This window comes from Intrasporangium mesophilum, assembly GCF_054783095.1.
Map to the genome: position 1 here is coordinate 29770 of NZ_BAAGRF010000004.1, position 26669 is coordinate 56438.

Below are 26669 nucleotides of genomic sequence, written 5' to 3' on the forward strand. Positions count from 1 at the left end.
GCCGTATGCCGTGTGGCACACCTCTCCCCACACCACACGGCATACGGCCGGCCCGGGCAACGCGCCGGTGCAGACAGAAGGCGGACCCGGCAGCCATGGCTGTCGGGTCCGCAGATCCGGTACGCCTGCGGGTCACGGAGGCTCAGACGAAGCTGCCGAAGCCCCTGGAGACGAGGACTCGGGTGGACAGGCCGCCCGTGCCGTTGCCCTTGTAGACGTAGAGGTAGCCGTTCGGGGCCAGGGCGAGCAGGTCGTTGCGCCGGTCGCCGGTGAAGTCGCCCATGCCCGCGAGCTGCGCGAACGCGTTCCAGCCCTTGCTGGTGCCGATCTGCTTCCTGTAGCGGAAGCCCCCGGCGCCGTTGCCGGCGTAGAGCCAGAGCGTGCCGTCCGTCTTGCGGGCGACGAGGTCGTTGCGGCGGTCACCGTCGAGGTCACCGACGCCAACGACGCTGCTGAAGGACTGCCAGCCGCTGCCGATCTTCTTCGGCGCGGAGAAGCTCGCCCAGTCCTTGTTGGACCAGAGATACATGTCGCCGCTGTCGGTGATGGTCAGCACATCGGCCTTGGCGTTTCCGTTGAAGTCACCTGGCGTCACGATGTGCCGGTAGGAGTTGAACCTCGACGACGTGATCGAGTTGAAGGCGGTGAGGCGGTTGCCGTTGTAGGCCCACCACGACTCGTCCCACCCGGTGTAGGCGACCGAGAGGAGGTTGCCGCCGAAGAAGTCCTCGGTCGGCCTGGCGAGGGCGGGCAGCAGGGTGCGCACGTCAGCCAGGCCGGACCCGACCTTCGTGCCGCCGGAGATGCCGCCGACGCCGTTGCCGCGGTAGATGTAGGCGACGTTGCTCCGGGTCACACCGATGATGTCGGCCCGGCCGTCGTTGCTGACGTCGCCGGTGATGAAGAGCCGCTGCACCGCGCGCGGTGTCGCCTTGGCTACGCGTGCCGGGCCGAGGCCCACCGCGTTCCGCGCGCGGACGGAGAAGCTGTACGCCGTGTTGTTGGTCAGACCGGGGACGGTGATGGCCACCGCGGCGGGACTGGCTGTGTAGGACTTGCCGCCGGGCGACACGGTGATCGTGTAGCCGGCGAGTGGGCTGTTGCCGAGGTCGTCCGGAGGGTTCCACTCCACCCGCGCCGATCCGCTGTGCGGGATCGCGCCGGCATAGGACGGCGCCGTCGGCGCGGCGGCGACGTCGACGTCGAGCGCGGCAAGGTCGAACGTGTGCGTGGACGGACAGGTCCGGTTGCAGTGGAGCGCGCCGCCACGCTGGTAGACGCTGTAGTTGCCCGCCTTGTCGATGAGAGTCACCTCGCCGACGGTCCACCTGCCGTTGCTGACCTGGGGCACCACGCCTGAGGCGACCCCGGTGCTCGTGGGCTTGGCCACGAGATCCCATGCGAACGGGCTCTGCCAGCTGGCTGACGAGTCGTACCGGATGGTGATGCTGTCGAGGTCGGGCTCGGACACCCCATACGCGATCGTTGCGGCTGCGCCGCTGACGAGGAGCTTCTTCGGAACGGCGATGCTGGACAGGACCGGCGAGCTGAGGTCCAGGGGCGAGCCGGTCACCGTGACCGTCGTCGTCCTGAACGGCAAGGTGTGCGTGGTCGGGCCCACGCTGCCCGGCGGCGACAGCACCACGGACCCCGTGTCTCGGTACGTCGCGGAGTTGCCCGGGAGGTCATGGATCACGACCGACTCCAGCCAGTACGAGCCATCAGGCACCGTCGAGGGCACAACGCCGACCAGCGACCCGTATGCCGTCGGGAGGCCCCGTAGCTCGAAGCCGTAGCGGCCGTTGGTGAAGACGGCGGAAGCCGACGACTCCGGGAACACCACCGGCGGATGTGCCTCGTCGACGCCGAGGTCGAGGCGCACGCTCTCTCCGACCGAGGCCGTCGGTGTGGCGAGCGCGATCGACGTCACGACAGGCGTGTCGTTGTCCGGCGTCGAACCCGTGATGGCCAGCGAGACGTCGAAAGAGAGCCCGTGCACCGCGCCGGGGCACTCGGGCACGCAGGTCATCGAGCTCGGCCAGTACGTCGTGCGGTTGCCCGATGCATCCGTGATGGTCAGGACGGTCAGCTTGGTGGAGACATTGGCCAGCCCGTCGGGCACAGCCGTCGACGACTGGCCCGTCAACGGCAGCTCGTGACCGAAGTCCCACTCGGTCCGGCGCCCGGCAGCGTCGATGAAGGAAGCCACGATCGACACGGTCGTCGATGCAGCCGTAGCCGAGTAGGAGATCGTGACCGCATCCCCCGGTGTCACAACGGCTGGTGAGGTGAACGAGATGGAGTCGAGCCGAGGCGCGACGTCGGCGGCCGATGCGGCGGGCGCGGCCAGTGCGACGGTGGTCGCCGCGAGTCCGAGCGTGAGAAGGGTGGCCAGCCTGGCGCGGGCACGGGCGTACGAGAACACGAGTCCCCCTGTCGGACTTTCGGAACGAGCGCAGCATAGGGCTTGGCTACGACACAGTGACAGATGCGCGACAAAACCGCCCAGCGGCATACAGGCGATGTTTGTATGCCGTTGTGAGGACGGACGCACGCGGCAGTGCCCGAGGTGGCGCAGGGGCGTCATCTGTGAGACTCCGTCGCGCCACCTGGGTCGGGGCCGTCGGTGTCGTCGGCGTCGCCCTGGTCGCCGCGTGCACTAGCCCGAGCCCGCCCCCGAGAGGCTCGCTCCCTCCGTCCGCGACATCGACCGCACCAGCCACAGCCCCGAGCGGAACACCCACCGGCACCGGGACGACCGCGCCGTCCACCGTGGCAACGACGTTCCCGCTCGCCGTCGTCACCGGCCTCACCAACCTCAGGGCCACCGTGACCCCCACGGAGGTCCAGCAGCTCGCCGAGCGCGGGCAGCTCCTCATGCCCTGCAGCATCCTGGTGACGCAGCCCGCCATGATCAGCTCCGGCAGCTGCGTCCCGGCGGACCGGATCGCAGCAGCGCTCGAGAAGGACCAGAAGCGGGTCGCACTCCTGCCGACGGGGTTGGTCGAGCCCGCGACGAAGGTGTTGTCCATCAAGGGATCCGGGCCGTTCGGGATGTTCGGGCCTGACCTCTTCGGCGATGCCGAGGCCCGGGCGCTGCCCTACCCGATCACCGGCACCGCAGCGCCTGCGAACGCGGCGCTCAACCCGGCCTGGACGGCATACGACCCCTCGAAGGTCTGGACGATGACGAACCTCGGGAGTCTCTGTTCCGACCGCGGCGCCGCCGAGCAGGCGGTCGCTCGCGGCAAGGGCTGGGACTGGGTCTTCGGCGGAGGCACGGCCAGGTATGCCGCGCCGGCACCCGTCGACCCTCCCGACCACAGGCCCTACCAGTCGGTCCGCCCCGTCGACACCGGCAACGACGGTGCCGCGGCGAAGGTGGTGAAGAGGTCCGACGTCGCGATCGCCGACCATGAGTGCCCGATCGTCCCCAACGCCACGTGGAAGCCGCAGCTCGGCCACACGCTCGTCTTCAGCGTCCCCGAGGCGGTGCTCCCGCGGTGGCGAGACACCCTCGGTCTCGACATCGTCTATCTCGCCGCGAACCATATGAGCGACAAGGGAGTTGCGGGGATCCGGTCGACCCTCAGGCTCATGGACGCCTACAAGGTCAAGCGCACCGGCCTCGGCATGGACCTCGACGAGGCACTGGTGCCGGCATACGCCGACGTCGCCGGGCTCAAGGTCGGCTTCGTCGCGTTCAACGACGTCGCCGGGGTCGCGAGGGCGGATGCGAACACGCCGGGCGTCCCATGGATCACGCGGGAGAACGTCGTCGAGGGAGTTCGCCGGGCCAAGCAGGGCGGCGCGGACCTCGTCATCTGCAACCCGCAGTGGTGGGGCGGCGCCGAGTACCACGACGACCTCTGGCCGTTGCAGCGCAAGCAGCTTCGCTGGTTCGACGAGGCGGGCTGCGACCACGTCATCGGGTCCGGCACGCACGTGGCCGGGCCACTGCTGCTGAGGAAGCGGTCCGGAGGCGTCAGCTCGGTCCTCGTCAGCCCGGGCAACTACCTGTTCGGGCAGGACTGGTGGCAGGAGACGCAGGAGGGCCTGATCCTCGACCTGACGTTCAGCGGCACGAAGCTCGTCAACGTCCGGCTGCGCCCGACCGTCATGATCCAGCAGGCCCGGCCTGCGCTGCTCGACCCGCAGGGCGACGGCCGGTACGTGCTCCAGCGCACCTACAAATACTCGACGCTCGACTACACGCCCTGACGCGCGCCGGCCGGCCAGTACCCGGCGGCATACGTCAGCGCCGGCTCCCCGAGGAGGTCGACGAGCTGCTCGAAGAGCGTGCCCGCGGCCGGCGCCGCCCAGTCGGCCGGAAGCACCTCGGGCGGCAGCCCGGGGTCGCGGAACGGAAGGCGTCGCCACTCGTCGATGAGCCCGAGGTACGTGACGAAGGCCAGTGCGCCGTCGACTCCGCCGCCGTTCTCCAGCGTGTCGCGGACGGTCGAGTGACGCGCGATGAACTCGCGGTACCGGGCGTCGATGTCGTCGAGGTCCCAGCTCTCCGAGAGCAGCTGCGTGAGGTCCTGGCCGCCGGCGTAGTCGCCGACGAAGAGGGCACACCGCTCCGTCAGGCCCAGCTCGTCGATCGCCTGCACCGCGGCGTCCCGCATCCGTGCGGGGGCGATCCACACGCCTGCGCCGGCGTTGCCGAAGCCCAGCGACGTCAGGTGCGACCGCAGCTGGTGGCGCTTGGTACGGGCGGACTCGGGCACCGAGAACGTGACGATGCACCATCCGTCACCGAGTTCAGCGGGCTGCCTTGCGTGCCAGACGATCTCGTCGCCGGCGTTCAACGCCGACAGCGCAGTCGACGTCAGTGCATACCCCCGTATGCCGTCCCGGACCTCCGACTCCAGCCACCCTCGGCGGGTGAGCCGGAACACCGCCGTGCGGACGCTGGGGGCATCGAGGCCGAGCTGGGTGACGAGGTCGACGGTGCCGCCGATCGGCATCCAGCTGCCCATCGGGCGCACGATGGCGCCGAGGAAGCTGACCACGACGGTGCGCGACCGCTGCGCCGGCGCGGCGGTCTCGTCGTCGTGGTGGTCGCTCATCAGGGTGATTGTGCCGGATCCGGGAGGAGCTCCTCGCCCCTGTCCGCGAGCGCCGACACCCACGCGGCCGGCCAGGGGGCGCTGCGGATCTCGTCGGCCGGCTGTCCGGTGACATGCACGGTGACGTACCGGCCGTGCGCCGCGCGCACCCGTGGTCTGCCCCGGAACGGCTCACCCCAGATCTCGAAGTCGAAGGTCATCGAGCGCTCGCCGAGGTCGACGAGCTCCACGATGGCCGTGGCCTCCTGCCCGAACCGCAGGGGCGCGTCGAAGCTCGCCTCGTAGCGCACCCGTGGTGCCACCGGGAAGTAGCCGTCGATGCCTCGCTCGGCGAACAGCGCCGCCTCCGCCGACTCGACGAACCGCGCGACGGTCGTGTTGTGGTAGATGCCCGAGGCGTCGGTGTCGATCCACTGGACCAGCGTGCGGAACACACCGGTCGCCACCACGGCTGAGCGGCCCGTCCCGGCCTCGCCGGCCGCGACGGCGCCGGCGCTCATACCGCTACCGGGTCGCGGTGCGGCTGCCAGCGCACGTGCACCCGGTCGGCCGCCCCTTCACGCAGCAGGGACAGGCGCGGAGGGATCTTCTCGGTGCGCGATGTCGGCGGCCGCCTTCGGCCCGCCTGCCACTGGACCGGCCACTCGGCCGCGTCGCCGCGGTACTCCTGCTCCGCCGCCGCATGAAGCGTCCAGTTCGGGTTGTAGAGGTGCGTCCGCCCGAGCGCGCACAGGTCGGCGCGACCGGCCAGCAGGATCGAGTTCACGTCGTCGTAGGACGAGATGGCGCCGACCGCGATCACCGCCGCGCCGGCCTCGGCAGCGACCTCGTGCCTGATCCGGTCGGCGAAGGGCGTCTGGTACGACCGTCCGAACGCAGGCTGCTCGTCCTTGGTCACCTGGCCGGTCGAGACGTCGATCGCGGCCGCGCCGTGGGCGATGAACGATCGGGCGATCTCGACGGCGTCGTCCGCGGTGTTGCCGTCAGGCACCCAGTCGGTCGCCGAGATGCGCACTGTCACAGGGATGTTCGTCGGCACGACCTTGCGGACGGCGTCGAAGACCTCGAGTGGGAAGCGGAGCCGGTTCGCCAGGCTGCCGCCGTACTCGTCGGTGCGCTGGTTGGACACGGGCGACAGGAAGGAGGACAGGAGGTAGCCGTGCGCCGCGTGGATCTCGACGAGGTCGAAGCCTGCGTCGACACCCCGGCGCGCGGCCTCGACGAAGTCGGAGACGACCTTGTCGAGGTCGGCCCGGCCGGCCTCGCCCGGCAGGTGACAGCCGTCGCCGTAGGGCAGGGCCGACGGGCCGATGACCTCCCAGTTGTCGGAGTCCAAGGGCTCGTCCATGCCCTCCCACATGAGCTTGGTCGAGCCCTTGCGGCCGGAGTGGCCGAGCTGCAGCCCGATCTTGGCGGTGCTGTGGCCGTGCACGAAGTCGACGACGTGGGTCCAGGCGTCCCGCTGGTGGTCGTTCCACAGACCCGGGCAGCCCAGAGTGATCCTGCCTTCCGGGGACACGCACGTCATCTCGGTCATGACCAGGCCCGCACCGCCGAGCGCCTTCGAGCCCAGGTGGACCAGGTGGAACTCGCCCGGGACGCCATCGACTGAGGAGTACATGTCCATGGGCGACACGATGATCCGGTTCTTGAGCTCCAGGTTGCCGATCCGCGTGGGCTGGAACATCGCCGGGGTGACCTGCGCGGAGCCCTGCTGGCGCGCGAACTCCTCCTCCATGCGCGCCGCGAACTCCTCGTCGCGCTCCTTGAGGTTCTCGAAGGTGATCCGGCGAGACCGCGTCAGGAGGTTGAACACGAACTGCGCAGGGTCCTGACCGGCATACATCCCGATGTTCTCGAACCACTCGAGGGACGCCTGGGCGGCACGCTGGGTGGACTCCACGACCGGGCGGCGCTCGGTCTCGTATGCCGTGAGCGCGCTCTCGACGCTCCCGTGCTCGTGGAGGCAGGCCGCGAGCGCCAGCGCGTCCTCCATCGCGAGCTTGGTGCCCGAGCCGATCGAGAAGTGAGCGGTGTGAGCGGCGTCGCCGAGCAGCACGACGTTGCCACTGTGCCAGCGCTCGTTGCGGACGGTGTGGAAGCTGAGCCACTTGGAGTTGTTCGTCAGGACCTGGTGGCCCTTCAGCTCGCCGCGGAAGATCTCCTTGATGCGCTCGACGGCATACTCGTCGGAGACGCCAGGCGGGAAGACGTCGTGCTCCGTCTTGTCGAATCCCGCACGGCGCCAGACATCCTCGTGCATCTCGACGATGAAGGTGGAGCCCTCGTCGGAGTACGGGTAGCCATGGATCTGCATCGTCCCCCACTCGGTGTTGCGGACGATGAACTGGAAGGCCTCGAAGACGAGGTCGGTGCCGAACCAGATGTACTTGTTGTGCCGGCGGTCGAGCGTGGGTCGGAAGACGTCTGCATCTGCGGTGCGGATCACCGAGTTGAGGCCGTCGGCGGCGATGACGAGGTCATAGTGGTCACGCAGCTCGTCGACGTCCGGCGCGACCGTGCGGTAGTGCACTGTGACGCCCAGCCGGGCCACCCGCTGCTGGAGGATCTGGAGGAGCTCCTTGCGGCTCATCGCCGCGAATCCCTGTCCGCCGATGGTGAACTCGTGGTGGTCGACGTCGACGTCGATGTCGGTCCACCGCGCGAACCGGCTCTCCATCCGGTCGTAGATCTCGGTGTCCGCGCTCTCGATCCCGCCGAGGGTCTCGTCGGAGAACACGACGCCGAACCCGAAGGTGTCATCGGGTGCGTTGCGCTCCCAGACCGTCACCTCGTGGGCCGGGTCGAGCTGCTTCATGAGTGCGGCGAAGTACAGGCCGCCCGGGCCTCCGCCCGCGATCGCGATCCTCACGGCTGGGCCGCCTCGACCTCGGCCACGACCTGCCTGCGCAGCTGGTAGTGCTGGAGCTTGCCGCTGGTGTTCCGTGGCAGGGAGTCGGTGAAGCGCACGTCGCGGGGGTACTTGTACGGCGCGATCTCCTGCTTGACGAAGTCCTGGATCTCCTTGGCCTTGGCGGCATCTGCGGTGACGCCGTCCTTGAGTACGACGAAGGCGCACACCACGGAGCCGCGGTCGGCATCGGGTCGCGCCACGACGGCGCACTCGGCGACGTCGGGGTGGCGGTCGATCGCGGCCTCGACCTCGGGAGCGGCGATGTTGTAGCCCGAGGAGAGGATCATGTTGTCGGTCCGGGCCCGGTAGTAGAAGTAGCCGTCCTCGTCGCGGACGAACGTGTCACCAGTGACGTTCCAGCCGCCGACGACATAGTCGAGCTGACGCTCGTCGTCGAGGTAGCGACAGCCGACCGGTCCGATCACGGCGAGCCGGCCCTCGACGCCAGGTGGCACCTCGGCGCCGGACTCGTCGAGGATGGTCGCGCGGTAGCCGGGGACGGGCTTGCCCGTCGCGCCGGGCCGGATGTCCGGGCCGGCGGCCGAGATGAAGATGTGCAGCAGCTCGGTAGCGCCGATCCCGTCGATGACGTCGAGGCCGATCTCGTCACGCAGCTGCTGCCAGGTCTGCTCGGAGATGTGCTCACCCGCGCTCACCGCCGAACGGAGCCCGCGCAGCTGCGTCGCCTTGCCGACCGCGACGATCCGCTTGTATGCCGTAGGCGCGGTCGCGAGGACCGTCACGCCGTGCTCGGCGACGAGGTCGGCCAGAGCGTCCGGGGTGGCCTGCTCGGTGAGCAGCGAGGACGCGCCCGCCAGCAGCGGGAACACGACGAGCATGCCGAGTCCGAACGTGAAGGCGAAGGGTGCGGAGCAGGCGACGACATCGTCGGGCTGGAGCCGAAGAACGTTGCGGCCGAAGGTGTTGTCGATCGACAGGATGTCGCGGTGGAAGTGCGTCGTGATCTTGGGGACTCCCGTGCTCCCGGACGTCGGGCCGAAGAGCGCCACGTCGTCGGCCGCAGTCTCCACGTTGCTGAACTCCCCGGACTTCGCCGACGCGAGGGTCACGAGGTCGTCGTCGTCGCCGGACCCGATCGTCACGACGCGCAGGTCCGGGCCGGACTCGTCGCGCACGGTCTCCGCGTCGGCCGGCGACCGGTGGTCGACGAGTGCGACCGTCGGGTGGCACTTGGCCACGATCGGGGCCAGCTCGCGAGCGCGCAGCGCGGAGAAGGTCGCGGTGACGATCCCGCCTGCCTTGAGGATGCCGAGCCACGCTGCGACGGTCCACGGGTTGTTCGGCGCCCGCAGCAGCACCCGGTTGCCCGGGACGACGCCCAGGTCCTCGACCAGGACCTGGGCCACCTGGTTCGCCCGCTGCAGCAGCTCGCCGTAGGTCCACGTCGTGCCGTCAGGCGTCCGCAGGGCGGGCCGGTCGGCGCCGTGCCGCGCCACCTGGTCATCGATGAGGGCGGTCGCCGCGTTGAGACGGTCGGGGTACTGCAGCGCCTCGGTCGTGAACTCCAGGGTCGGCCACTGGTCGGCAGGCGGCAGGTGGTCGCGCGCGAAGGTGTCCAGATGTGCCGACGGGGTCAGCGCGGGTGCAACGGTGCTCATGACTGCCCTCCCTGGGCGGATCGGATCATGCCCTCCTGGGCGACGGTGGCCAGATGGGTGCCGTCGGCGCCGAAGAGCCGGCCGGTGGCGAGCCCGCGGCCGTTCTCGGCCGCCTGCGCCTCCTGGGTGTAGAGGACCCACCCGTCGGCGCTCCCGGTCCGGTGGAACCACATCGCGTGGTCGAGGCTCGCAGTGACGAGGCCCGGGTCGGCCCACGCCAGGCCCAGGACACGCAGCACCGGCTCGAGGATGGTGTAGTCGCAGACATACGCGAGCGCCGCCTGGTCGCGGCCCTCGTCGCTGAGGCCATCGACCGGGCGCAGCGTGTCGAACGGCTTGAGCCAGACTGCCTGCTGGGGCAGGCTGTGCCCGTCGACAGTGAGGTAGACCGGGCCCGGGACATGCCGCATGTCGAAGCTGCGTCCGCCGCTCCAGTACGCCTTCGACTCTTCGGTCATCGTGCCGCCGGAGCGACCGTCGAGGTATGCCGCACTGCTCGGTAGGTCGTCAGGGCGCGGTAGGTCGGAAGGCAGCAGTACGGCATACGACCCTCCTGGCTCGCCGGCCGCGAAGTTCGCGAGACAGACGTACACGGGCTTGCCGTTCTGGAACGCGCGCACGTGTCTCGTGCTGTACCCCCGCCCGTCGCGCAGGACCTCGACCTCGTAGCGCACCTCGGCGCCGATGTCGATGGGGCGCAGGAAGTACGAATGCATGGAGTGCAACGTCTTGCCGTCGGTCACCGAGCGGATGGCGGCGACTGCGGCCTGGGCGACCGGGTCGCCGCCGTAGGCCTTCGGCCACGGGCAGTGCTGGGTGGTCGCCGTGAAGGCGAGGTCGTGATGCTCCGGCTCGACCGGCGTGAGGGTCGCGGCCGCCGTGAAGAGCGCGGATGTCGGCACGGTGGCGACCGTCATGGCCGGTCCAGCCAGTGGGGCAGGTCCGCGTCGTCGACCTGCGGCAGGTTGACGACGATGTTCTCGGGCGTGCGGGTGGTCATCCAGGTCAGCGGCCGGTTGCGGTCGATGTTGCACTCGACGTGCGGCAGGAAGGGCGGCACGAAGACCCAGTCGCCCTCCTCCATGTCGATGTAGTCGGCAAAGCTCTCGCCGAAGTAGATCCGGGCGCGGCCGGAGAGGACATAGCCGCCGGTCTCGGCCTCCCCGTGGTGGTGCGGCACGGACCGGTAGCCCGCCTCGTTGCTCACCTTGCCGAACCAGAGCCGCGTCGCGGGCGTGTGCTGGATGCTCACCCCGGAGATGCGCGTGGCGCCCGCGGACTGTCCGGTGTCGCCCGGCTCGCGGCCAGCTCGCGTGACGAAGGGGACGACGAGCCCGCTCGGGGCGGCATACATCGTGTTGTCACCGTCGAGGACGTACTTGCTGAGGTCCGGTTCCATGCTGGCTCCTGGTGGTGGTCGAGGGCTGTTGGCTGGGTTGGGCTGGCTGGGCAGGTTGGGCTGGCTGGGCGCCGGGGGTCAGGGGATGCCGGCGGTCTTGGCGGTGGCATCGCTGGCGAGGCGGATCGTGTTGCGCAACAAGCCGATTCCGCTGATCTCCGTCTCGACGACGGAGCCGTCCCCGAGGAACCGCTGCGGGTCACGCGCGACGCCGACGCCGCCCGGCGTGCCGGTGAGGACGAGGTCACCCGGGCGCAGCGTCGTGAAGGTCGAGATGTAGGCCAGCAGGGCGGCGGAGTCGAAGACGAGCGTGGCGCTGGAGTCGCGCTGGACCTCTTCACCGTCGACCCGGCAGATGACGTCGAGACCCTCCGCCGGGTCGACCTCGTCGGGGGTCACGACGACGGGACCGACCGGCGTGGAGCGGTCCCAGGCCTTGCCCTGGAACCACTGGAGGGTGCGGTACTGCCAGTCGCGGACGCTCACGTCGTTGGCGACGGTGTACCCGGCAACGGCCGCCCCGGCGGTCGTCACGTCGGCGTTGCGCAGAGGCGCGCCGACGACCACCGCAAGCTCGGCCTCCCAGTCGACCTGAAGTCCGTGCGGGAGCACGATGTCGTCGGTCGGGCCGGTGAGCGTGTCAGCGAACTTCGCGAAAAGCGTTGGGAACCGGGGCAGCTCGCGTCCGGTCTCCTGAATGTGATCGGCATAGTTGAGCCCGCAGCAGATGACCTTCGCGGGCGCTGGAAGGGGGAGCATGGGCGTTGCGCCCACGACCTCGCGGCCCGCGCGGGCAGCCAGCTCGGCGAGCGGCATACCGCTCCCCAGCTCCGGCTCCCCGGAGAGCAGTGCCGACAGGTCCGGGGCAGGGAGGGCCCGCCACGCCCCGCCGTCGAGGACGGCGGCCGTGGTCGACCCCGTGTCGTCGGCGACGGTGGCAAATCGCATCCCGGCTCCTTCTCGGACGTCTGTGTCCAGGCTCGATATTCTTCAATCGTAACGACCGTTGAGATGTTGTCAATAGATCGCTAGGCTGAGGGCATGCCAGACCGACCAGGAGGAGCACCTGCCATGTCCGCCGACCTGAAGCCTGTCGCCGTCAACCCCGCGTCACTGCCGGCGCCGCGCGGCTACTCGCACGGCACCCTCAGCGGCAACACGCTCCACCTCGGCGGGCAGACGGCGCTCGACGAGGACATGCGGATCGTGCCGGGCGGCATCGTCGAGCAGTTCCGCCAGGCCTTCTCGAACGTCCTCGCCACCCTGGCCGAGGCGGGAGGTGTGCCGGCGGACCTCGTCAGCATCACCATCTACCTGACGGACATCCCCGACTATCAGGCTCACGGCTCGGAGATCGGGCAGGTGTGGCGCGAGCTGGCGGGTCCGGTCTATCCGGCGATGGCCGGGATCGGCACGACCGGGCTCTGGCAGCCCGAGGCGATGATCGAGATCCTCGGTGTCGCCGTCATACCGGATGACCGCCTCATCCGCCCCGGAGCCTGAAGCAATGCAGGAAGGTCTGCACCTTCGGGTGGTGTTCACCCCCGCCCAGCGCAGACCTTCCTGCAGACCTCCCTGCAGACCTCCCTGCAGACCGTCCGGCAGACCTCGGCGGGCGCTCGCACACTCGATTCGGCGATGGAGCGCACATCCGCTAACCTTGCCGGGCACGCAGGTGTAGTTCAGTAGCAGAACAGCCTTCTTCCAGAAGGAAGACGCACGTGCAACTCGTGCCGCCTGCTCCAAGCCGAAGGGCCCGGTCATGACGACCGGGCCCTTCGCGTTCCCCTGACCACCTCGCCAGGGGCATCCAGCACCAACTCACTCCACCCAGACTCCTGCGTGCCAGTTGGTCGTAGGTCCTGCGGTCACCCGAAGCTTCGAGGGACGGCGCCCGGCGGGCAGTCCGGCGCTGACCGCCGTCGAGTCCGAGCATGCGGACAGGCGCGTGATGACGCCGGTCGCATCGGAGACCGCGACCTCACCCTGCCCTTCGCAGGCGATCCTGATCGTGAGCTTTCCCTCGGGTCTCGACGGAATCGTGATGCGTGCGTCCCCGTGGGTCCGCAGTTCGGCCACTTGGATGCCGCTGGGCAACAAGCCCGCCGAATCCCAGAGCGGCAAGATCTGGCGCGTCTGCAACGGCGCCTGGGTCACCACTCTGCGGCTCGAAATCGTGGGGAACTGCGGAGCCCCCGTCGAGCACGCTGCCGTGGCAGCCAGCAAGGCAGCGCTCACTGCGACCACCGGCCCCTTGCGACGGCTGGACAGGCCGACGACCGACACCTCGCGAATCACGCGCGCGTGGCCCAGAAAGCCGGAATGTGGTACGGCAAGTTGGCGGGGCCAGATCTGATGACCTGCTCGCCGCAGGTCGGCGTGGTGCGCGCGTAGTACCAGGTCATCTTCTTGGTGAAGCCACCCACATGAAGATAGCCACCCGTCGTCCACGTCATCGGGATGGTCTTCGAGCCGGAGTAGGCGACCGAAGCAGTCTTCGACAAGGCGATCGAGCCGCTGACATCAACCTTCGCCTCGGCCACGATGATGCCGACTTCGCCCGAAACGGCCCCTCCGACGGTGCCCGTAACGGTCTTGCCTTCGGTGATCGTGATGCCCACCAACACCCCGGGGCCGCCGTATGCCGGCGGGATGTTGGCGGCATCCTTGTAGGCCGTGGTCACATTGGCGAACCGGTAGTAGTACTCCACCGGGCAGCCACTGGTCGATGCCTGGGCGGCCTGTGGCGCGACGGTGGACAACACCGACACCGCGAGAAGGCCCATCGCCGTCACCCGTCCAGCTCGGGTCATATCGAACTCCTTTTGCGTCGTTCGGCCCAGAGGATCTGGAGCCTGATGCCCTGACGCTATGGGATGGCCTCGACATTTTCGAGGGACTTGACGTCCAATTTGGACATACTGAGCAGCGCGCCTCTGCGTTCTATCAGTTCAGGCTGACACGAACACCCTTCCGTTCGTATGCCGTCCGTCAGCTCGCGGGGACCGGCCGGACCCGTGTCCCTGGAGCGGACCCCGATCCATCCGGCGTCGACGCGCCCGCCGAGCCGGACCCGTCGGCCGAGGGCTCGGGGCTCGAGCCGCCGTCCTCGCGGATCCCGAACCGGCCGTACAGCCGGGCGAGTGGCCGCGGGAGCCACCAGTTGGCGTCGCCGAGCAGGCGCATCGTCGCAGGCACGACGACCATCCGGACGAGCAGCGCATCGAGCACGATCGCGGTGATCATCGCGATGCCGATGAGCTTGATGAAGGTGATCGATGACGCTGAGAAGGCGCCGATGACCACGAGGATGAGCAGAGCGGCGGAGGTGATGATCCGGCCCGTGCGCTGCATTCCGGTGGCGACCGCCGCGCGGTTGTCTCCGGTCCGGTCGTACTGCTCCCGGATCCGCGACAGCAGGAACACCTCGTAGTCCATGGACAACCCGAAGACCAGGGTCATGACGAGGATCGGCTGCGTGGCCTCGACGAAGCCCGTCGACTCGAAGCCGAGCCACGAGGAGAGGTGACCCTCCTGGAACACCCAGGTCACGACGCCGAGGGTCGCGGCGAGCGTCACGAGGTTGAGCAGGATCGCCTTGATCGGCATGAGCACCGACCCGAAGGCGAGGAAGAGGAGCACGAACGTCGCGCCGGCGATGACAAGAGCCATGAGCGGCAGCGTGTCGCCGATCGACGCGAGCCGGTCGATGAGCTGGGCGGTGGGCCCGGCGACGAGCGTCTGCACCCCCTCGACCTGCATGCCCCGGATCGTCGTCACGACGTTCTTCGCCTGGTCGTCGAGTGGTTCGCCACGGTAGGTCACCGCGACCTGGGCGAGGTTGCCGCTCGCGCCGACGACCTGCGCGCCGGTCACGCCGTCGACCGCCTTGACGTCCGAGAGGTACCTCGCCAGCGCAGCGTGACCCTCGGCCGAGGTGACCGGGGAGTCGACGGTCGCGGCCACCACGATCGGGTCAGTGACCGTCACTCCGAAGTCGCGCTGCATGACCTGGCTGACCTGCCGGGTCTCCGCGTCTGCCGGCAGCACCCGCTCGTCGACGCCGCCGAACTTCACCCCGAGGAACGGCACGGCGAGGAAGGCGAGGATGGCGAGCCCGGCCGTGAGGAACGCAACCGGCCGGCGCATGACGAGCTCGGCGAGGCGCGACCAGAAGCCGCTGCCGCGCTCGACCGGCCGGGACCGCCGCAGCGACCACCGGTCGACCCGAGACCCGAGCATCGCGAGCACTGCGGGCAGCACGACCACCGCAGCCACGGCGGCGATGAGCACCGCGGCGATGCCGCCGATCCCCATCGACCTCAGGAAGGTCAACGGGAACAGCAACAGTCCTGAGAGGGCGACCGCGACAGTCAGGGCTGACACCGCGACAGTGCGTCCCGCGGTCGACACGGTCCGCTTCGTCGCCTCGAACCGGTCATAGCCTGCTGCGAGCTCCTCGCGGAACCGGCCGACCACGAGCAGGCCGTAGTCGATCGCCAGCCCGAGCCCGAGGATGGTGACGAGGTTGATCGCGAAGATGCTGACGTCGGTGAACGAGGTCACCGCGCGGATGGCGGCGAACGACCCGACGATCGCCAGACCACCCACCATCAAGGGCAGCGACGCCGCGACGACGCTGCCGAAGATCACGACGAGCAGCAGGAGCAGGATCGGCATCGACATGGACTCCGCCCTGCCGATGTCGGAGGAGACCTGGTCGGAGATCTCGAGGTTCGCCGCTGCGGAGCCGCCGAGCTTGACGTCGTAGCCGGCGTCGCCCAGCGTCGAGCGGAGCTTGGCGACCGACGCCGCCTCCCCCGTGAGCGCCTCGACCCCCGTCAGGGTGACGGCGGCATACGTCGTGTGGCCGTCACCGGCGACGAAGGACTGGCTGCCGGTGTTCCAGTAGGTGTGCGAGGCGACGACATCCTTGGCGGGCAGCGCCGCGAGCGCGGCGTCCACAGTCGAGCGGTATGCCGTGTCCTGGACCGTGCGGCCCGGGTTGCTGACCAGGACGACGAGGTCGGGAGACGTGCGCGCGATGCGCGACTCGAGGAGCGTGGCGGCCCGCCCGCTCTCACTGTTGGGGTCGTCGAAGCCGCTGTTGGTCAGGGAGCCGAAGACCCCGGTCCCCCAGGCGCCCGCGCCCACGGCGACGAGCAGCGTCACGACGACGATGACGTGGCGGCCCCGGGTGACGAGGCGGCCCAAGCCTTGGAACATACTTCCCTCCGCTGATGCTTGATCGTGTCGGTGAACAACGTTCACCTCCGCGATCAACTATAGTTGTGCTGTGGCCGCACCCGTCAAGACCGAATCCCCGACCCGCCGAGAGCGCCTCTTCGCCGCGACCCAGGCCGAGCTGAGCCAGGCCGCGCGCGAGCTGCTCGTCGGGGGCGGTCCCGAGGCGGTCACGGTGCGCGCGGTAGCCGAACGAGTCGGCATGACGGCACCGGCGATCTACCGCTACTTCCCGTCGCGCGAGCTGCTGCTCGCCCGCGTCTGTGTCGACCTCTACGCAGAGCTGGGGCAGCACCTGTATGCCGTTCGCGACTCCCTTCCCGGCGACAGCGTCGCCGAGCGCCTGTGCCGCACGGCCCGCGCGTTCCGCGAGTGGGCGATCGAGCACACGCCGGAGTTCGGGCTGCTCTTCGGCGCGCCGATCCCCGGCGTCGTGGTCGACCCGGAGGCAAAGCACGAGGAGATCGCCGGCCAGAGCTTCGCCCTCGTGTGGCTCGAGCTGTTCGCTGAGATCGAGGACGTCGGGACCGGCATGCGCTGGAACCGCCCGATCCCCAAGAGTGTTGCCGAGCAGATCGACGACTTCGCCTGCGGTGCCGGCTTCGACATCGACACGCGCGCTGCGGTCCTCTACGTCTACTGCTGGCAGAGCCTCTACGGCGCCGTCGCGACCGAGGTGTTCGGCCACATGAAGTGGGCCGTCGACGATGCCTCGGAGTTCTTCGAAGGCCGGCTCGCCGAGCTCCTCGTCCGGCTCGGCCTCAAGGACGCCGGCTCCCCCGACGTCCCCTGACTCGGGTGGAGGTAATAAGCCGGGCTATGGCACGCGCTAATACCTCCATCCGAACACCTCGAACCGATGGGGCGGCCGGCGGGCTCGTGACGCAGCCGTGACGTTCCACCCTTGCGCTCGTTACCCGTGAGTAGCATCATGGAAGTGACCGGCCAGTAACTTGGCCCTGCCCGCCATCCGTTGCGCGGGCCGACGTGCGACAGAGACATCCGACAGACAGTGGAGGACCCCGATGGGCCACTACAAGAGCAACGTGCGTGACCTCGAGTTCAACCTCTTCGAGGTCTTCGGCCGGGACGAGATCCTGGGGCACGGCATCTACGCCGACCTCGACGTCGACGCCGCGAAGGACATCCTGCGCGAGGTCTCGCGGCTGGCCGAGAACGAGCTGGCAGACAGCCTGCTCGACTCCGACCGCAACCCGCCCGTCTACGATCCGGCGACGACCACGGTCACGATGCCCGAGTCGTTCCGCCGGTCGTTCCGCGCCTACGTCGACGGCGAGTGGGGCAACCTCGACGTGCCGGCCGAGCTCGGCGGCATGGTCGTGCCGGCGTCGCTGCGCTGGTCGGTGGCCGAGATGGTGTGCGGGGCGAACCCGGCCATCCACATGTTCACGGCGAGCTACTCCTTCGCCAACCTGCTCTGGCACCTCGGCACGCCTGACCAGAAGAAGCTGGCAAAGCACATCGTCGACAACGCCTGGCACACGACGATGGTCCTCACCGAGCCCGACGCCGGGTCAGACGTCGGGGCCGGCCGCACCAAGGCCGTGCAGCAGCCGGACGGGTCCTGGCACATCACCGGCGTCAAGCGCTTCATCACCTCCGCTGAGAGCGACCTCGTCGACAACATCGTCCACTTCGTCCTCGCGCGGCCCGAGGGTGCCGGTCCGGGGACCAAGGGCCTCAGCCTCTTCATCGTCCCGAAGTTCCAGGTCGACCTCGAGACCGGTGAGCTCGGCGAGCGCAACGGCGCCTATGTCACCAACGTCGAGCACAAGATGGGCCTCAAGGTCAGCACCACCTGCGAGGTCACGTTCGGTGAGCACGAGCCGGCTGTCGGCACGCTCCTCGGCGATGTCCACGACGGCATCGCGCAGATGTTCAAGGTCATCGAGAACGCGCGAATGTTCGTGGGCACCAAGGCGATTGCGACGCTGTCGACCGGGTACCTCAACGCGCTCGAGTTCGCGAAGGAGCGTGTGCAGGGTGCCGACCTGACGCAGATGACCGACAAGTCGGCGCCGCGCGTGACGATCACGCACCACCCCGACGTGCGCCGCTCGCTCATGCTCCAGAAGGCGTATGCCGAGGGGCTGAGGGCGCTGGTCATCTTCACCGCGAGCCAGCAGGACACCGTCAACCAGGCCCAGGCCGGCAACCCCACCACGCCGATCGAGAACGGCTCCGACGCCGACATCGCCAACCGCGTCAGCGACCTGCTCCTGCCGCTCGTCAAGGGCCTCGGCTCGGAGCGGGCCTGGGTGCTGCTCGGCACGGAGTCCCTTCAGACACTGGGCGGTTCGGGTTTCCTGCAGGACTACCCGCTCGAGCAGTACGTTCGCGACGCCAAGATCGACACGCTGTACGAGGGCACCACGGCGATCCAGGGCCTCGACTTCTTCTTCCGCAAGATCGTCCGCGACAAGGGCCAGGCGCTGCAGTATGTCGCGGGGCAGATCCAGGAGTTCGCCAAGGACCTCGGGGGGTCGCTCGATGCAGAGCGCGAGCTGCTCGGCAAGGCGCTCGAGGACATCCAGGGCATCGTCGGCCACATGATCAGCGACCTCATGAAGAGCGACCCGCGGATGGGCGGCGACGTCGCGAACATGTACAAGGTCGGCCAGAACACGACACGGCTGCTGCTGTCCGCAGGCGATCTCCTCGTCGGATGGCTGCTGCTGCGTCAGGCCGAGGTGGCCCAGCGGGCCCTCGACGCCGGCGCCTCGGGCAAGGACGCTGACTTCTACACCGGCAAGGTCGCGGCCGCGACGTTCTTCGCCCGCAACGTGCTGCCGAAGCTGGCCGCCGAGCGCGCGATGGCCGAGGCCGTCGACAACGGCCTCATGGACGTCCCCGAGTCCGCCTTCTGACACCGTCGAGTGGCCACTCCGACACACCCAGCTGCGTGTCGGAGTGGCCACTCGACTCGTGTGTCGGAGTGGCCACTCGACTCGTGTGTCGGAGTGGCCACTCGACATGTAGGGCTAGAGCTTGCGATGGTAGGCCGGGCAGAGCTCGGCGATCCGGAAGCCGAGCTGCTCGTTGATGCTGACCATGTAGGAGTTCGTGCCGTCGTTGCCCGTCGTCACCCGCTTGCGAGTCGGGTAGTCGGCCTGGAGTCGGCGGAGGTTCTCGATCTTGACCGCCATGCCGAGCCGGTGACCCCGGTGGTCGCCGTGCACGAGCGTGCCCCACTGCCAGACGACCGACGGTGCTCCCGCGGGCAGCACGAGGTCTGTGTAGGCAACGACGTCACCGGACGCCTCGTCGATCGCGACCGTCGTGACCCGCCCGCGCTTCTGTTCGCGCTCGACGTCGAGCTGCTGCTGGTACCGCGCAGGATCCAGCGACTCCGCCTCGAACTCGATGTCACCGGTAGGTGCGTCGACGGCAAGCTGGTTCATCACCGCGCAGAGTGACTCGCGCAGCGGCTCCGGCACCCCGCCGGCATAGGTCTCCAGCCGGTACGCGCCTTCCCAGCGCGGCTTCGACTCGGCCTCCAGCCGGTCGAGCAGGTCGTCCGCGACGGGCAGGTCGAGGTGACGGATGATCTCGGTGTTGCTGAGCAGGAAGCCGTGCTTCTCGGCGAACGTCCGGTACGGGTGGTCGGGCTGGCCCTTCGGCGCCATGAGGTCACCGACGATCTCCGAGCGCCCGTTGGCCTGTGCACGCTCGACGACGCGCGCCATGAGATCGGACCCGTGGCCCCTGCGGCGCGCGTCGGGGTGCACCTGCAGGTCGAACCAGGTCAGCGACGTGTTGTCCTGCATCGGGAACCACATGGTGGCCAGCCCCACGACCCGTCCCAGCTCCTCGTCGGCGACGATCCACTGCTCCCGCAGCTCGGCCGGGTCGACGTGTCGCCAGTCGACCAGCACCTCGTCGAACGACGGCCCCTCGAACCACGGCCGGCCCACGGCCTTGCTCGCCATGAAGGCGTCGTACGCCTGCCGGCAGCTCTCGGTGTCCTGAACGTCCAGCTTCGTCGTCCCCATGCGCGCAACGCTAGGGGTGCCGTGCGACACCGGGCCACCGACTTTCGGAGCCCGGGCCAGCGGCATACGACGCTGAGGTATGCCGGGCCGGAAGGGCCATGCCCGGTGGCGGTCCGAAGCCCATTACTCGCCCCGGCGGCGCAGCAGGCGCGCGATGTCGGGCGCGAGCGCCCGGTAGACCGGCAGCGTCGTCAACGCAACGAGCGCGAAGGCGATGCCGCCGACCGCGATGCCGACGGTGGACCAGGACGGCAGGGCCACGCTGATCGCGGCCTCAGGGTCGACGAGGCCCGAGGGTCCGGCAGCGCGAACGAGCCGCCAGGCCAGGTAGGTGCCCAACCCGACTCCGACCGGTGCGGCCGCCATGGCCAGCGTGACCTGCTCGACAGCGACGAGGGCGACAATGCTCCGCTTCGACAGGCCCCACACTCGCAACGTCGTGAACTCGCCGAGTCTTGACCGCACGGTCCAGCGAGCGACCGACCCGACGATGAAGACTGCGAGGACTGAGGCGGCCACGGCCAGCAAGCCGAGCAGACCGGTGCTCGACGAGCTGTCCATCGTGCGCTTCGCACGCGTGTCGAGGGTCTCCGCAACGTAGGTGGTCGGGAGGTGACCGTGCTCTGTGGTCACGACGAGATCGCCGACATCAACCTCCGAGGGCAGCGGGCAGGTCGTGAAGAGGACTGGGCCGTTGACGAGCGGGTACCCCTGGTCGACGACCCCGACCACGGCCATGTCGAGCCGTTTGGTCAACCCCCTTGAGGTGACGGTCGCCGGGACGACCTCCCCCGGCTGCACACCGCCGACCCAGCGCGACACGAGGGCCTCGCAAGCACCGGCCCGGGGAGCGCGCCCAGCGGCGATGGTGATACCGAGGGCGTCGACATACCTGAGCAGCTGCACTGTCTCGCCACCCACGGCTGCTTCGGCCGGGTCCAACCGCCACACCCCGGTGACACCGGGCTCCCTTCGGAGCTGTTCGAGCTGAGCGACGTCCATGGGTCGGTCAGCGTTGGCGATGCCGGCGACCAGGAGAGTGGTCCGCCAGTCGTCGCGGTCGTATCGCGCGCGGAGGTTGTCGCGCAGATCGCGCACCGGGATGAGGAGGCCGACCACCGCGGCCAGGAGGCTCGCAACCACGGCGATCGTCGTGGCCGACGCAGCACGGCGACCGAGGATGTTGGCCGACGCATTGGCGAGAGTCGTGTGGCCGCTCACTCCCGCGCCAATCGGACATGCGCCGTGGCCCACGAGGCCCAGCTCGGGTCATGGCTCGACACCACGACCGCGGCTCCGGTGTCGGAGGCCTGACGAAAGGACGCCATGACTGCCTCGCGGTTCTCCTCGTCAAGGCTCGAGGTCGGCTCGTCAGCGACCAGGAGGATGGGGCGCTTCGCGAGGGCGCCCGCCGTGACCACGCGCTGGCGCTCGCCCCCCGAGAGCGAGCGAGGCGGTCGCCCGTCGATGGACACGCCCCACGCCGCGAGCCGGGCGAGGGCCTCGGCCGCGCGGTCGGTGCCGCTCATCGCCGCGAGATTCCGCTCGATGGTCCAGTGCTCGACAAGCTGGGCGTCCTGAAGCACGAAACCGACCTGCCGCCTGCGCACGTCGTCCGCGACACGTGCGCTCGACACCGAGACGGCACCGACCTTTACCGATCCGCGAGCGGCGAGCGTGATGGCCCCGAGCACGTACAGCAGTGAAGTCTTGCCCACGCCTGATGGACCGCTGATCCAGACCCGGTCGCCCCCTCGGACATCGAGATCGACCGGACGTTCTCGGGTAACGCCGTGCGCGGCACTCACGCCGCGCAGGCTGACGGCTGTTGGTGATGTCATCCGACTCCTGACACAGGTCAAACGCGAGTCAGACGATACTGCCATATCTGCATGCCAGAGGCAGCGACTCTGCCAACGGGGGGCGGGGGTTCAGATAGACACGCCAACAGAGCCGTGCTTGACGCTCGGCCCCACCGTGGCGACATAGGACGCTGAGGTATGCCGGGCCGGCATACCTCAGCGGGAGGGTGGCGCCCCCGGCGCCGGTGTTCTCAGTAGTGGTCGTCGCGACGGTCGATGCGCTCTTCGACGACATCGGGGCCACCACGACGCTCGTTGACGACGGTGTGCTGCGTCCGGTTGCGCTGCCCGTTGATGATGACGGACATGATGAGCGCCAGCGCGCCGCCGAGCATGAGGATGATGCCCACGGTGTTGAGGTTGGTGTTGAACCAGTTCGAGTCGAGCGGCGTGAAGGTGAAGATCGCGCCGACCACGAGGAGAAAGATCCCTAGTCCGATACCCATGCCACTCCCATACCCGGGTGGAGGTATTCCGTCGCGGCATCGCACGACGAAATACCTCGAACCGCGGGTCAGACGGTGCGACGTCGGCGGAAGACGAGGCTCGCCACCACGACGACGAGCATGACGACCGAGACGGCCACTGCGAGCCCGATCTCTCCGTAGAGACCGCGCGCGGCCAGGCCGTAGGCCGCGTCCGCGACCGTCCGAGCGACCGGAGGTGTGACGTGTCGGACGAGGGGCTCTCGCGCCACCATGAGGAACAGGGTGAGGGCGACGGACATCCCGAGCCACCCGATCGCGATCAGCGTCGTCGCCGTGCGCCACCGTCGGGCGAGCAGGATCGCGAGCAGGGCCAGCGCGGCGACGATGACGGGCGCCCAGGGACCCCAGGCGTCGCTGATCCGGTAGAGACGCTGCGCGGTGTCGAGCTGAGAGGCCGTCATGAGCGGGATGGACACGGTCGGGGTCAGGGCATCGGCTGCATTCCCGGCGCCGGCTTGCTGGAGCGCCGACGACAGCCCCGGAACGGGGATCTTGAGCACCACGGTGACGCGACCCTGCCGGTCGAGGTCGGTGGCGGCCTGCCCCTTCATCACCGCGAGGAACTGCGTGTGCGCCCCACGGATGCCGGTCTTCCACGCCTGCGCGACCTGAGGGCTGGCCGCGATCCGGGTCGCCTCCGCGCGGATCGCCGGCTCGAGGGCCTTCTCCACGGCAGGCTGGAGCTGGATCGCGCCCAGCACGCCGTTGACGATGCCGTCGGCGAGGGCTTCCTGCACCTGGGGCGTCTGCACGACCGGCGCCATCTCCGCGACGAACTCATCCGTCTGCGTCAGCGTGGTCGATGCCCAGAACGCCAACAGCGACAAGGGCATCAGGAGTATCGCCAGCACGCCGAGCACCGCCGAACCGATCGAGCGCCCGAAGCTCTCGGAGCCTTGCGCCACGTGGTGCCTCCTGTCGGTCGGTTAGGGCCGCGGCCCACCGGTCGCGGGCTCAGACCCCTCGCAGGTCGAGGGTCAGTCTGGCATCCGAGCCGGGATCGATGGTGACGGGGATTCCCCAGTCCTGCTGGAAGAGATGGCATGCTGCATGCTCGGGCACCTCGCCCGTCTCCGGATCGCCGTCGCAGGCAGCGGCCTGCACGGAGACGTGCAGCGTCCCCTCCGGTATGCCGTCCGCCAGCCACAGCGACCGCGTGAGCCCTCGTGACCTGCCGCCCCCCTCGATGAGCAGGCCCTCGGGACTCGCGGACACGTCGAGCATCGTGGGGTCACCCCATCGGTCGTCGAGCTTCTGGCCCGGCGGCGGCACAAAGGTCACCTCGAGACGGACCGCCCCGGCCGGCAGCGGCGTCGGGGGGCGCTGCGTGCGACGGGCCGGACCCTCGACGCGCTGAGCGTCCTCAGGGAGTGGAACTCGGACGAGGCGGTGCGCGGCCGACTCGACGACAACCAGACGCGTCTCGCCCGTGTCCGGGTCGGTCTCCGCGACAGCGTCGCTCGGCTCGGCGAGCCCCTGAGCGAGCGTGCTGACCTGCTGGCTGGCAGGGTCGAAGCGGCGGATCGCACCGTTGTAGGTGTCGCTGATCGCGACCGACCCATCCGGAAGCACCGTCACGCCGAGCGGGTGCTGCAGGAGTGCCTGCGCAGCCGGGCCGTCGCGGTGGCCGAAGTCGAAAAGCCCTGTGCCGACATGGGACTCGACCACAAGCCCGGCGTCGGTGCGGGTGATCGATCGAAGGGCGGAGGTCTCGGAGTCGGCGATCCACACCCGGTCGCCGACACCGGCGGTCGCCAGGCCGGACGGCTGAGCGAACCACGCCTGGCCGGCGGGCCCGTCCCGCAGGCCCTCGTTCGTGGTGCCCGCAACGACCTCGACCGTGCTGGACTCGACGGACTCACCGGGCGTCCACGCCCAGAGCTGGTGGGTGCCTGCCATAGCGATGAGCACCTGGTCGCCGAGCCAGGCGAGGTCCCAAGGGGTCGAGAGCGGCTGCTCGAGCGCGAGACCGCCGCCCGTTCGTTCCCGCAGCTGGGCGCCGGTGCCGGCGAGGACGTGAACTGACCCGTCGGAGAACGAAACTCCCTTCAGCTGGTGGTTCACGGAGTCGGCGACGAGGACGTCGACCCCGAGCCGCGAGGCCACCTGCGGGGTCGCCAGGAGGACGCCCTGTGGCTCGTTGAAGACCCAACGCCCTCCCCACCGGGCTCGCTCGGTCTCGAGGTCCGACTCGAGGTGGACCACCTGGTGGTTCGCGGTGTCGGACACGACGAAGGAGCCGTCCGGGAGTGCCACGGCCTTGCCCGGAAAACGCAGTGCGGTGTGAGCCGGAGGCGGCGCGATGTACGGGTCGTCACCCGGCTGTAGTGTCCCCTTCGCGCGGTGCTCCTCGACGAGCTCGCCGACGAGCGCGGCCAGGCCGCTCCCGTGCCCCTCCCCCGACATCGACGCAACGACGTAACCTTCCGGGTCGACGACGACAAGAGTCGGCCACGCGCGGGCGGTGTAGGCGCGCCACGTCGTCAGGTTAGGGTCGTCCAGCACGGGATGGTGAACGGCATACCGCTCCACGGCGGCGGCGAGCGCCTCGGGATCGGCCTCGTGCTCGAACTTCGGGGAGTGCACGCCGACGATGGTCAGGGCGTCGGGGAACTGCGCCTCGACCGGCCGGAGCTCGTCGAGCACGTGGAGGCAGTTGACGCAGCAGAAAGTCCAGAAGTCCAGGATCAGGACGCGCCCGCGGAAGTCGGCGATGGAGTATGCCTTGCCGCCGGTGTTGAGCCATCCGCGGCCGACGAGCTCCGGGGCGCGGACACGAACACGAGAACGCATACCGTCGAGCCTAAGCGCGGGCCTCGCACGCGAGCATCGCGGGCTGCTGTGCCGGTGCGGGGCAGGCGGGGAGCGGGGACTGGGGCAGGGTGCCCTCGGACCGTGTGATTCTGCTCCGGATTCCGGAGCAAGATCACAGGGTTGCTGACCCTATCCCTGGGTCCGGCTCATATCCCGAGCCTCCGGTCGGGCAGGACCGGGAAAGCCGTGCGCCACGCCAGGGTGGCAGCGGTGTCGATGTCGAGGCTCAGCACCTGCTCGCCCTCGCCAGCGGAAGCCAGGACCTGCCCGGTCGCGTCGACGACCTGCGAGTGGCCGCCCATCTCGTGCCTCGCGTGGGTGCCGGCGGTGTTGCACTGCAGGACCACGCACTGGTCCTCGATCGCGCGGGCCTGGCCGAGCAGCGTCCAGTGCCCGACCCGGCGCATCGGCCAGGCCGCCGGGATGACGAAGACCTCGGCGCCGCGGTCGAGCAGCTTCCGGTAGAGCTCGGGGAAGCGCAGGTCGTAGCAGGTCGAGAGCCCGACCGGCACCGAGTCACCGTCGGCCACCGGCACCTCGAGGACGACGAGATCCTCTCCGGCATCCATGAGGCTCGGCTCCCCCTCCCCGAAGCCGAACCGGTGGATCTTGCGGTACGTCGCGACGAGCTCGCCCTCGGGCGAGAAGACGAGGCTGGTGTTCCAGAGGCCCTTGCCGCCAGGCACGGCCGGGGCGCCTCGCTCGACGATCGAGCCGCCGTGCAGGGTGACGCCGGCGTCTTTGGCAGCGCCCGCGAGCGCGGCGGCAACGGGCCCGTCGACCGACTCGGCCCGTTCGTCCCAGTGGCGGTAGTCGAACCCTCCCGCCGACCACAGCTCGGGGAGCACGACGAGGTCATGGCCCGACTGGGCTCGAACGAGTGCTGTGACCCGCTCGGTGCGTGCGGCGACGGACTCGTCGTCGCCGTAGGCGAGCTGGATGAGCGCAACCTTCATGGCGCAACTCTCACATGTCCGCGCAGCGGGCGGCACCCGACTCAGCCCGGCGCGGCCCTCTCAGATCGCGGCGACTCAGCTCGCTGCTGAAGTTGCGACCCGGAGCCGCTGCTGCGCGCGACGGCGCTCAGCGAGCTCCTCACGCAGCTCCGGGTCGCTTTGGACGAGGTAGACAAGCCCGCAGTCCTGCGGCCCGCTGGCTCCAGGAAAGCACAGCGTGCACGGCTCGCCGAGCCGGACAGGGCACCGGGGCATCGGCGGTCTCTGGGACATGTCCCCTCCTTCCGG

23 protein-coding genes and 1 tRNA gene are annotated in these 26669 nt (G+C 69.4%); 5 read left to right on the plus strand and 19 right to left on the minus strand.

Annotated elements, in window-relative coordinates; genetic code table 11:
* Window positions 1-142: 142 nt before the first annotated feature.
* Window positions 143-2425 carry an FG-GAP-like repeat-containing protein gene (locus tag ACYVLP_RS03570; protein WP_460625961.1) on the minus strand — a complete coding sequence of 761 codons (2283 nt, stop codon included), beginning with the start codon at window positions 2423-2425 and terminating at the stop codon, window positions 143-145.
* Window positions 2426-2772: 347 nt separating this feature from the next.
* Here ACYVLP_RS03570 and ACYVLP_RS03575 point away from each other — a divergent pair, with 347 nt between their 5' ends.
* Window positions 2773-4221, plus strand: a complete 1449-nt coding sequence (locus ACYVLP_RS03575) for a CapA family protein (protein WP_460625962.1) — start codon at window positions 2773-2775, stop codon at window positions 4219-4221.
* On the opposite strand, the gene ACYVLP_RS03580 is transcribed toward ACYVLP_RS03575, so the two are convergent.
* The 7 genes from ACYVLP_RS03580 to ACYVLP_RS03610 all read right to left on the minus strand — a co-directional run bounded on the left by ACYVLP_RS03580 (window position 4209) and on the right by ACYVLP_RS03610 (window position 11952).
* Window positions 4209-5072 carry a PaaX family transcriptional regulator gene (locus ACYVLP_RS03580; RefSeq protein ID WP_460625963.1) on the minus strand — a complete coding sequence of 288 codons (864 nt, stop codon included), beginning with the start codon at window positions 5070-5072 and terminating at the stop codon, window positions 4209-4211. The two genes, ACYVLP_RS03575 and ACYVLP_RS03580, sit on opposite strands and share 13 nt — an antisense overlap.
* On the minus strand, window positions 5072-5572 hold the full coding sequence (locus tag ACYVLP_RS03585; protein WP_460625964.1) for an acyl-CoA thioesterase: 501 nt from the start codon (window positions 5570-5572) through the stop codon (window positions 5072-5074). The genes ACYVLP_RS03580 and ACYVLP_RS03585 overlap by 1 nt, the downstream gene beginning before the upstream one ends.
* Entirely contained in the window at window positions 5569-7944 is a 2376-nt protein-coding gene (locus ACYVLP_RS03590; protein ID WP_460625965.1) for a bifunctional salicylyl-CoA 5-hydroxylase/oxidoreductase, read from the minus strand. The genes ACYVLP_RS03585 and ACYVLP_RS03590 overlap by 4 nt, the downstream gene beginning before the upstream one ends.
* Complete coding sequence (locus ACYVLP_RS03595) at window positions 7941-9605, minus strand: AMP-binding protein (RefSeq protein WP_460625966.1); 1665 nt, start codon at window positions 9603-9605, stop codon at window positions 7941-7943. Before ACYVLP_RS03595 ends, ACYVLP_RS03590 begins: the two co-directional genes overlap by 4 nt.
* Window positions 9602-10522, minus strand: coding sequence for an acyl-CoA thioesterase (locus ACYVLP_RS03600; RefSeq protein ID WP_460625967.1), 921 nt, complete (start codon window positions 10520-10522; stop codon window positions 9602-9604). Before ACYVLP_RS03600 ends, ACYVLP_RS03595 begins: the two co-directional genes overlap by 4 nt.
* Window positions 10519-11004 (minus strand): cupin domain-containing protein, encoded by a 486-nt coding sequence (locus ACYVLP_RS03605; protein WP_460625968.1) that lies wholly within the window; start codon window positions 11002-11004, stop codon window positions 10519-10521. The genes ACYVLP_RS03600 and ACYVLP_RS03605 overlap by 4 nt, the downstream gene beginning before the upstream one ends.
* A 78-nt stretch (window positions 11005-11082) precedes the next feature.
* Window positions 11083-11952, minus strand: coding sequence for a fumarylacetoacetate hydrolase family protein (locus tag ACYVLP_RS03610; protein ID WP_460625969.1), 870 nt, complete (start codon window positions 11950-11952; stop codon window positions 11083-11085).
* Between the two features lie 123 nt (window positions 11953-12075).
* Between ACYVLP_RS03610 and ACYVLP_RS03615 the strand changes: the two genes are divergently transcribed.
* Window positions 12076-12507, plus strand: a complete 432-nt coding sequence (locus ACYVLP_RS03615; protein WP_460625970.1) for a RidA family protein — start codon at window positions 12076-12078, stop codon at window positions 12505-12507.
* A gap of 168 nt (window positions 12508-12675) precedes the next feature.
* Window positions 12676-12749: transfer RNA gene (locus ACYVLP_RS03620), tRNA-Gly, on the plus strand.
* 76 nt (window positions 12750-12825) lie between these two features.
* Here ACYVLP_RS03620 and ACYVLP_RS03625 read toward each other — a convergent pair.
* The 3 genes from ACYVLP_RS03625 to ACYVLP_RS03635 all read right to left on the minus strand — a co-directional run bounded on the left by ACYVLP_RS03625 (window position 12826) and on the right by ACYVLP_RS03635 (window position 16218).
* Window positions 12826-13302 (minus strand): hypothetical protein, encoded by a 477-nt coding sequence (locus tag ACYVLP_RS03625; RefSeq protein ID WP_460625971.1) that lies wholly within the window; start codon window positions 13300-13302, stop codon window positions 12826-12828.
* Complete coding sequence (locus tag ACYVLP_RS03630; protein ID WP_460625972.1) at window positions 13299-13799, minus strand: hypothetical protein; 501 nt, start codon at window positions 13797-13799, stop codon at window positions 13299-13301. The genes ACYVLP_RS03625 and ACYVLP_RS03630 overlap by 4 nt, the downstream gene beginning before the upstream one ends.
* Window positions 13800-13995: 196 nt before the next feature.
* On the minus strand, window positions 13996-16218 hold the full coding sequence (locus tag ACYVLP_RS03635) for an MMPL family transporter (protein ID WP_460625973.1): 2223 nt from the start codon (window positions 16216-16218) through the stop codon (window positions 13996-13998).
* Between the two features lie 82 nt (window positions 16219-16300).
* Between ACYVLP_RS03635 and ACYVLP_RS03640 the strand changes: the two genes are divergently transcribed.
* Window positions 16301-17041 carry a TetR/AcrR family transcriptional regulator gene (locus ACYVLP_RS03640; RefSeq protein WP_460625974.1) on the plus strand — a complete coding sequence of 247 codons (741 nt, stop codon included), beginning with the start codon at window positions 16301-16303 and terminating at the stop codon, window positions 17039-17041.
* Window positions 17042-17273: 232 nt separating this feature from the next.
* Complete coding sequence (locus ACYVLP_RS03645; protein WP_460625975.1) at window positions 17274-19136, plus strand: acyl-CoA dehydrogenase; 1863 nt, start codon at window positions 17274-17276, stop codon at window positions 19134-19136.
* Between the two features lie 114 nt (window positions 19137-19250).
* Here ACYVLP_RS03645 and ACYVLP_RS03650 read toward each other — a convergent pair whose 3' ends face one another.
* The 8 genes from ACYVLP_RS03650 to ACYVLP_RS03685 all read right to left on the minus strand — a co-directional run bounded on the left by ACYVLP_RS03650 (window position 19251) and on the right by ACYVLP_RS03685 (window position 26654).
* Window positions 19251-20261, minus strand: coding sequence for a GNAT family N-acetyltransferase (locus ACYVLP_RS03650; protein WP_460625976.1), 1011 nt, complete (start codon window positions 20259-20261; stop codon window positions 19251-19253).
* Between the two features lie 123 nt (window positions 20262-20384).
* Complete coding sequence (locus ACYVLP_RS03655; RefSeq protein ID WP_460625977.1) at window positions 20385-21482, minus strand: ABC transporter permease; 1098 nt, start codon at window positions 21480-21482, stop codon at window positions 20385-20387.
* Window positions 21479-22102, minus strand: a complete 624-nt coding sequence (locus ACYVLP_RS03660) for an ATP-binding cassette domain-containing protein (RefSeq protein WP_460625978.1) — start codon at window positions 22100-22102, stop codon at window positions 21479-21481. The genes ACYVLP_RS03655 and ACYVLP_RS03660 overlap by 4 nt, the downstream gene beginning before the upstream one ends.
* A 212-nt stretch (window positions 22103-22314) precedes the next feature.
* Window positions 22315-22569, minus strand: coding sequence for a DUF6458 family protein (locus tag ACYVLP_RS03665; RefSeq protein ID WP_460625979.1), 255 nt, complete (start codon window positions 22567-22569; stop codon window positions 22315-22317).
* A gap of 68 nt (window positions 22570-22637) precedes the next feature.
* A complete protein-coding gene (locus ACYVLP_RS03670) occupies window positions 22638-23516 on the minus strand; it encodes a hypothetical protein (protein WP_460625980.1) in 879 nt (292 codons plus the stop codon).
* A gap of 49 nt (window positions 23517-23565) precedes the next feature.
* On the minus strand, window positions 23566-25404 hold the full coding sequence (locus tag ACYVLP_RS03675) for an NHL domain-containing thioredoxin family protein (protein WP_460625981.1): 1839 nt from the start codon (window positions 25402-25404) through the stop codon (window positions 23566-23568).
* A gap of 167 nt (window positions 25405-25571) precedes the next feature.
* Window positions 25572-26381 (minus strand): carbon-nitrogen family hydrolase, encoded by an 810-nt coding sequence (locus tag ACYVLP_RS03680; protein WP_460625982.1) that lies wholly within the window; start codon window positions 26379-26381, stop codon window positions 25572-25574.
* A gap of 75 nt (window positions 26382-26456) precedes the next feature.
* On the minus strand, window positions 26457-26654 hold the full coding sequence (locus ACYVLP_RS03685; protein WP_460625983.1) for a DUF6767 domain-containing protein: 198 nt from the start codon (window positions 26652-26654) through the stop codon (window positions 26457-26459).
* Window positions 26655-26669: the final 15 nt, after the last annotated feature.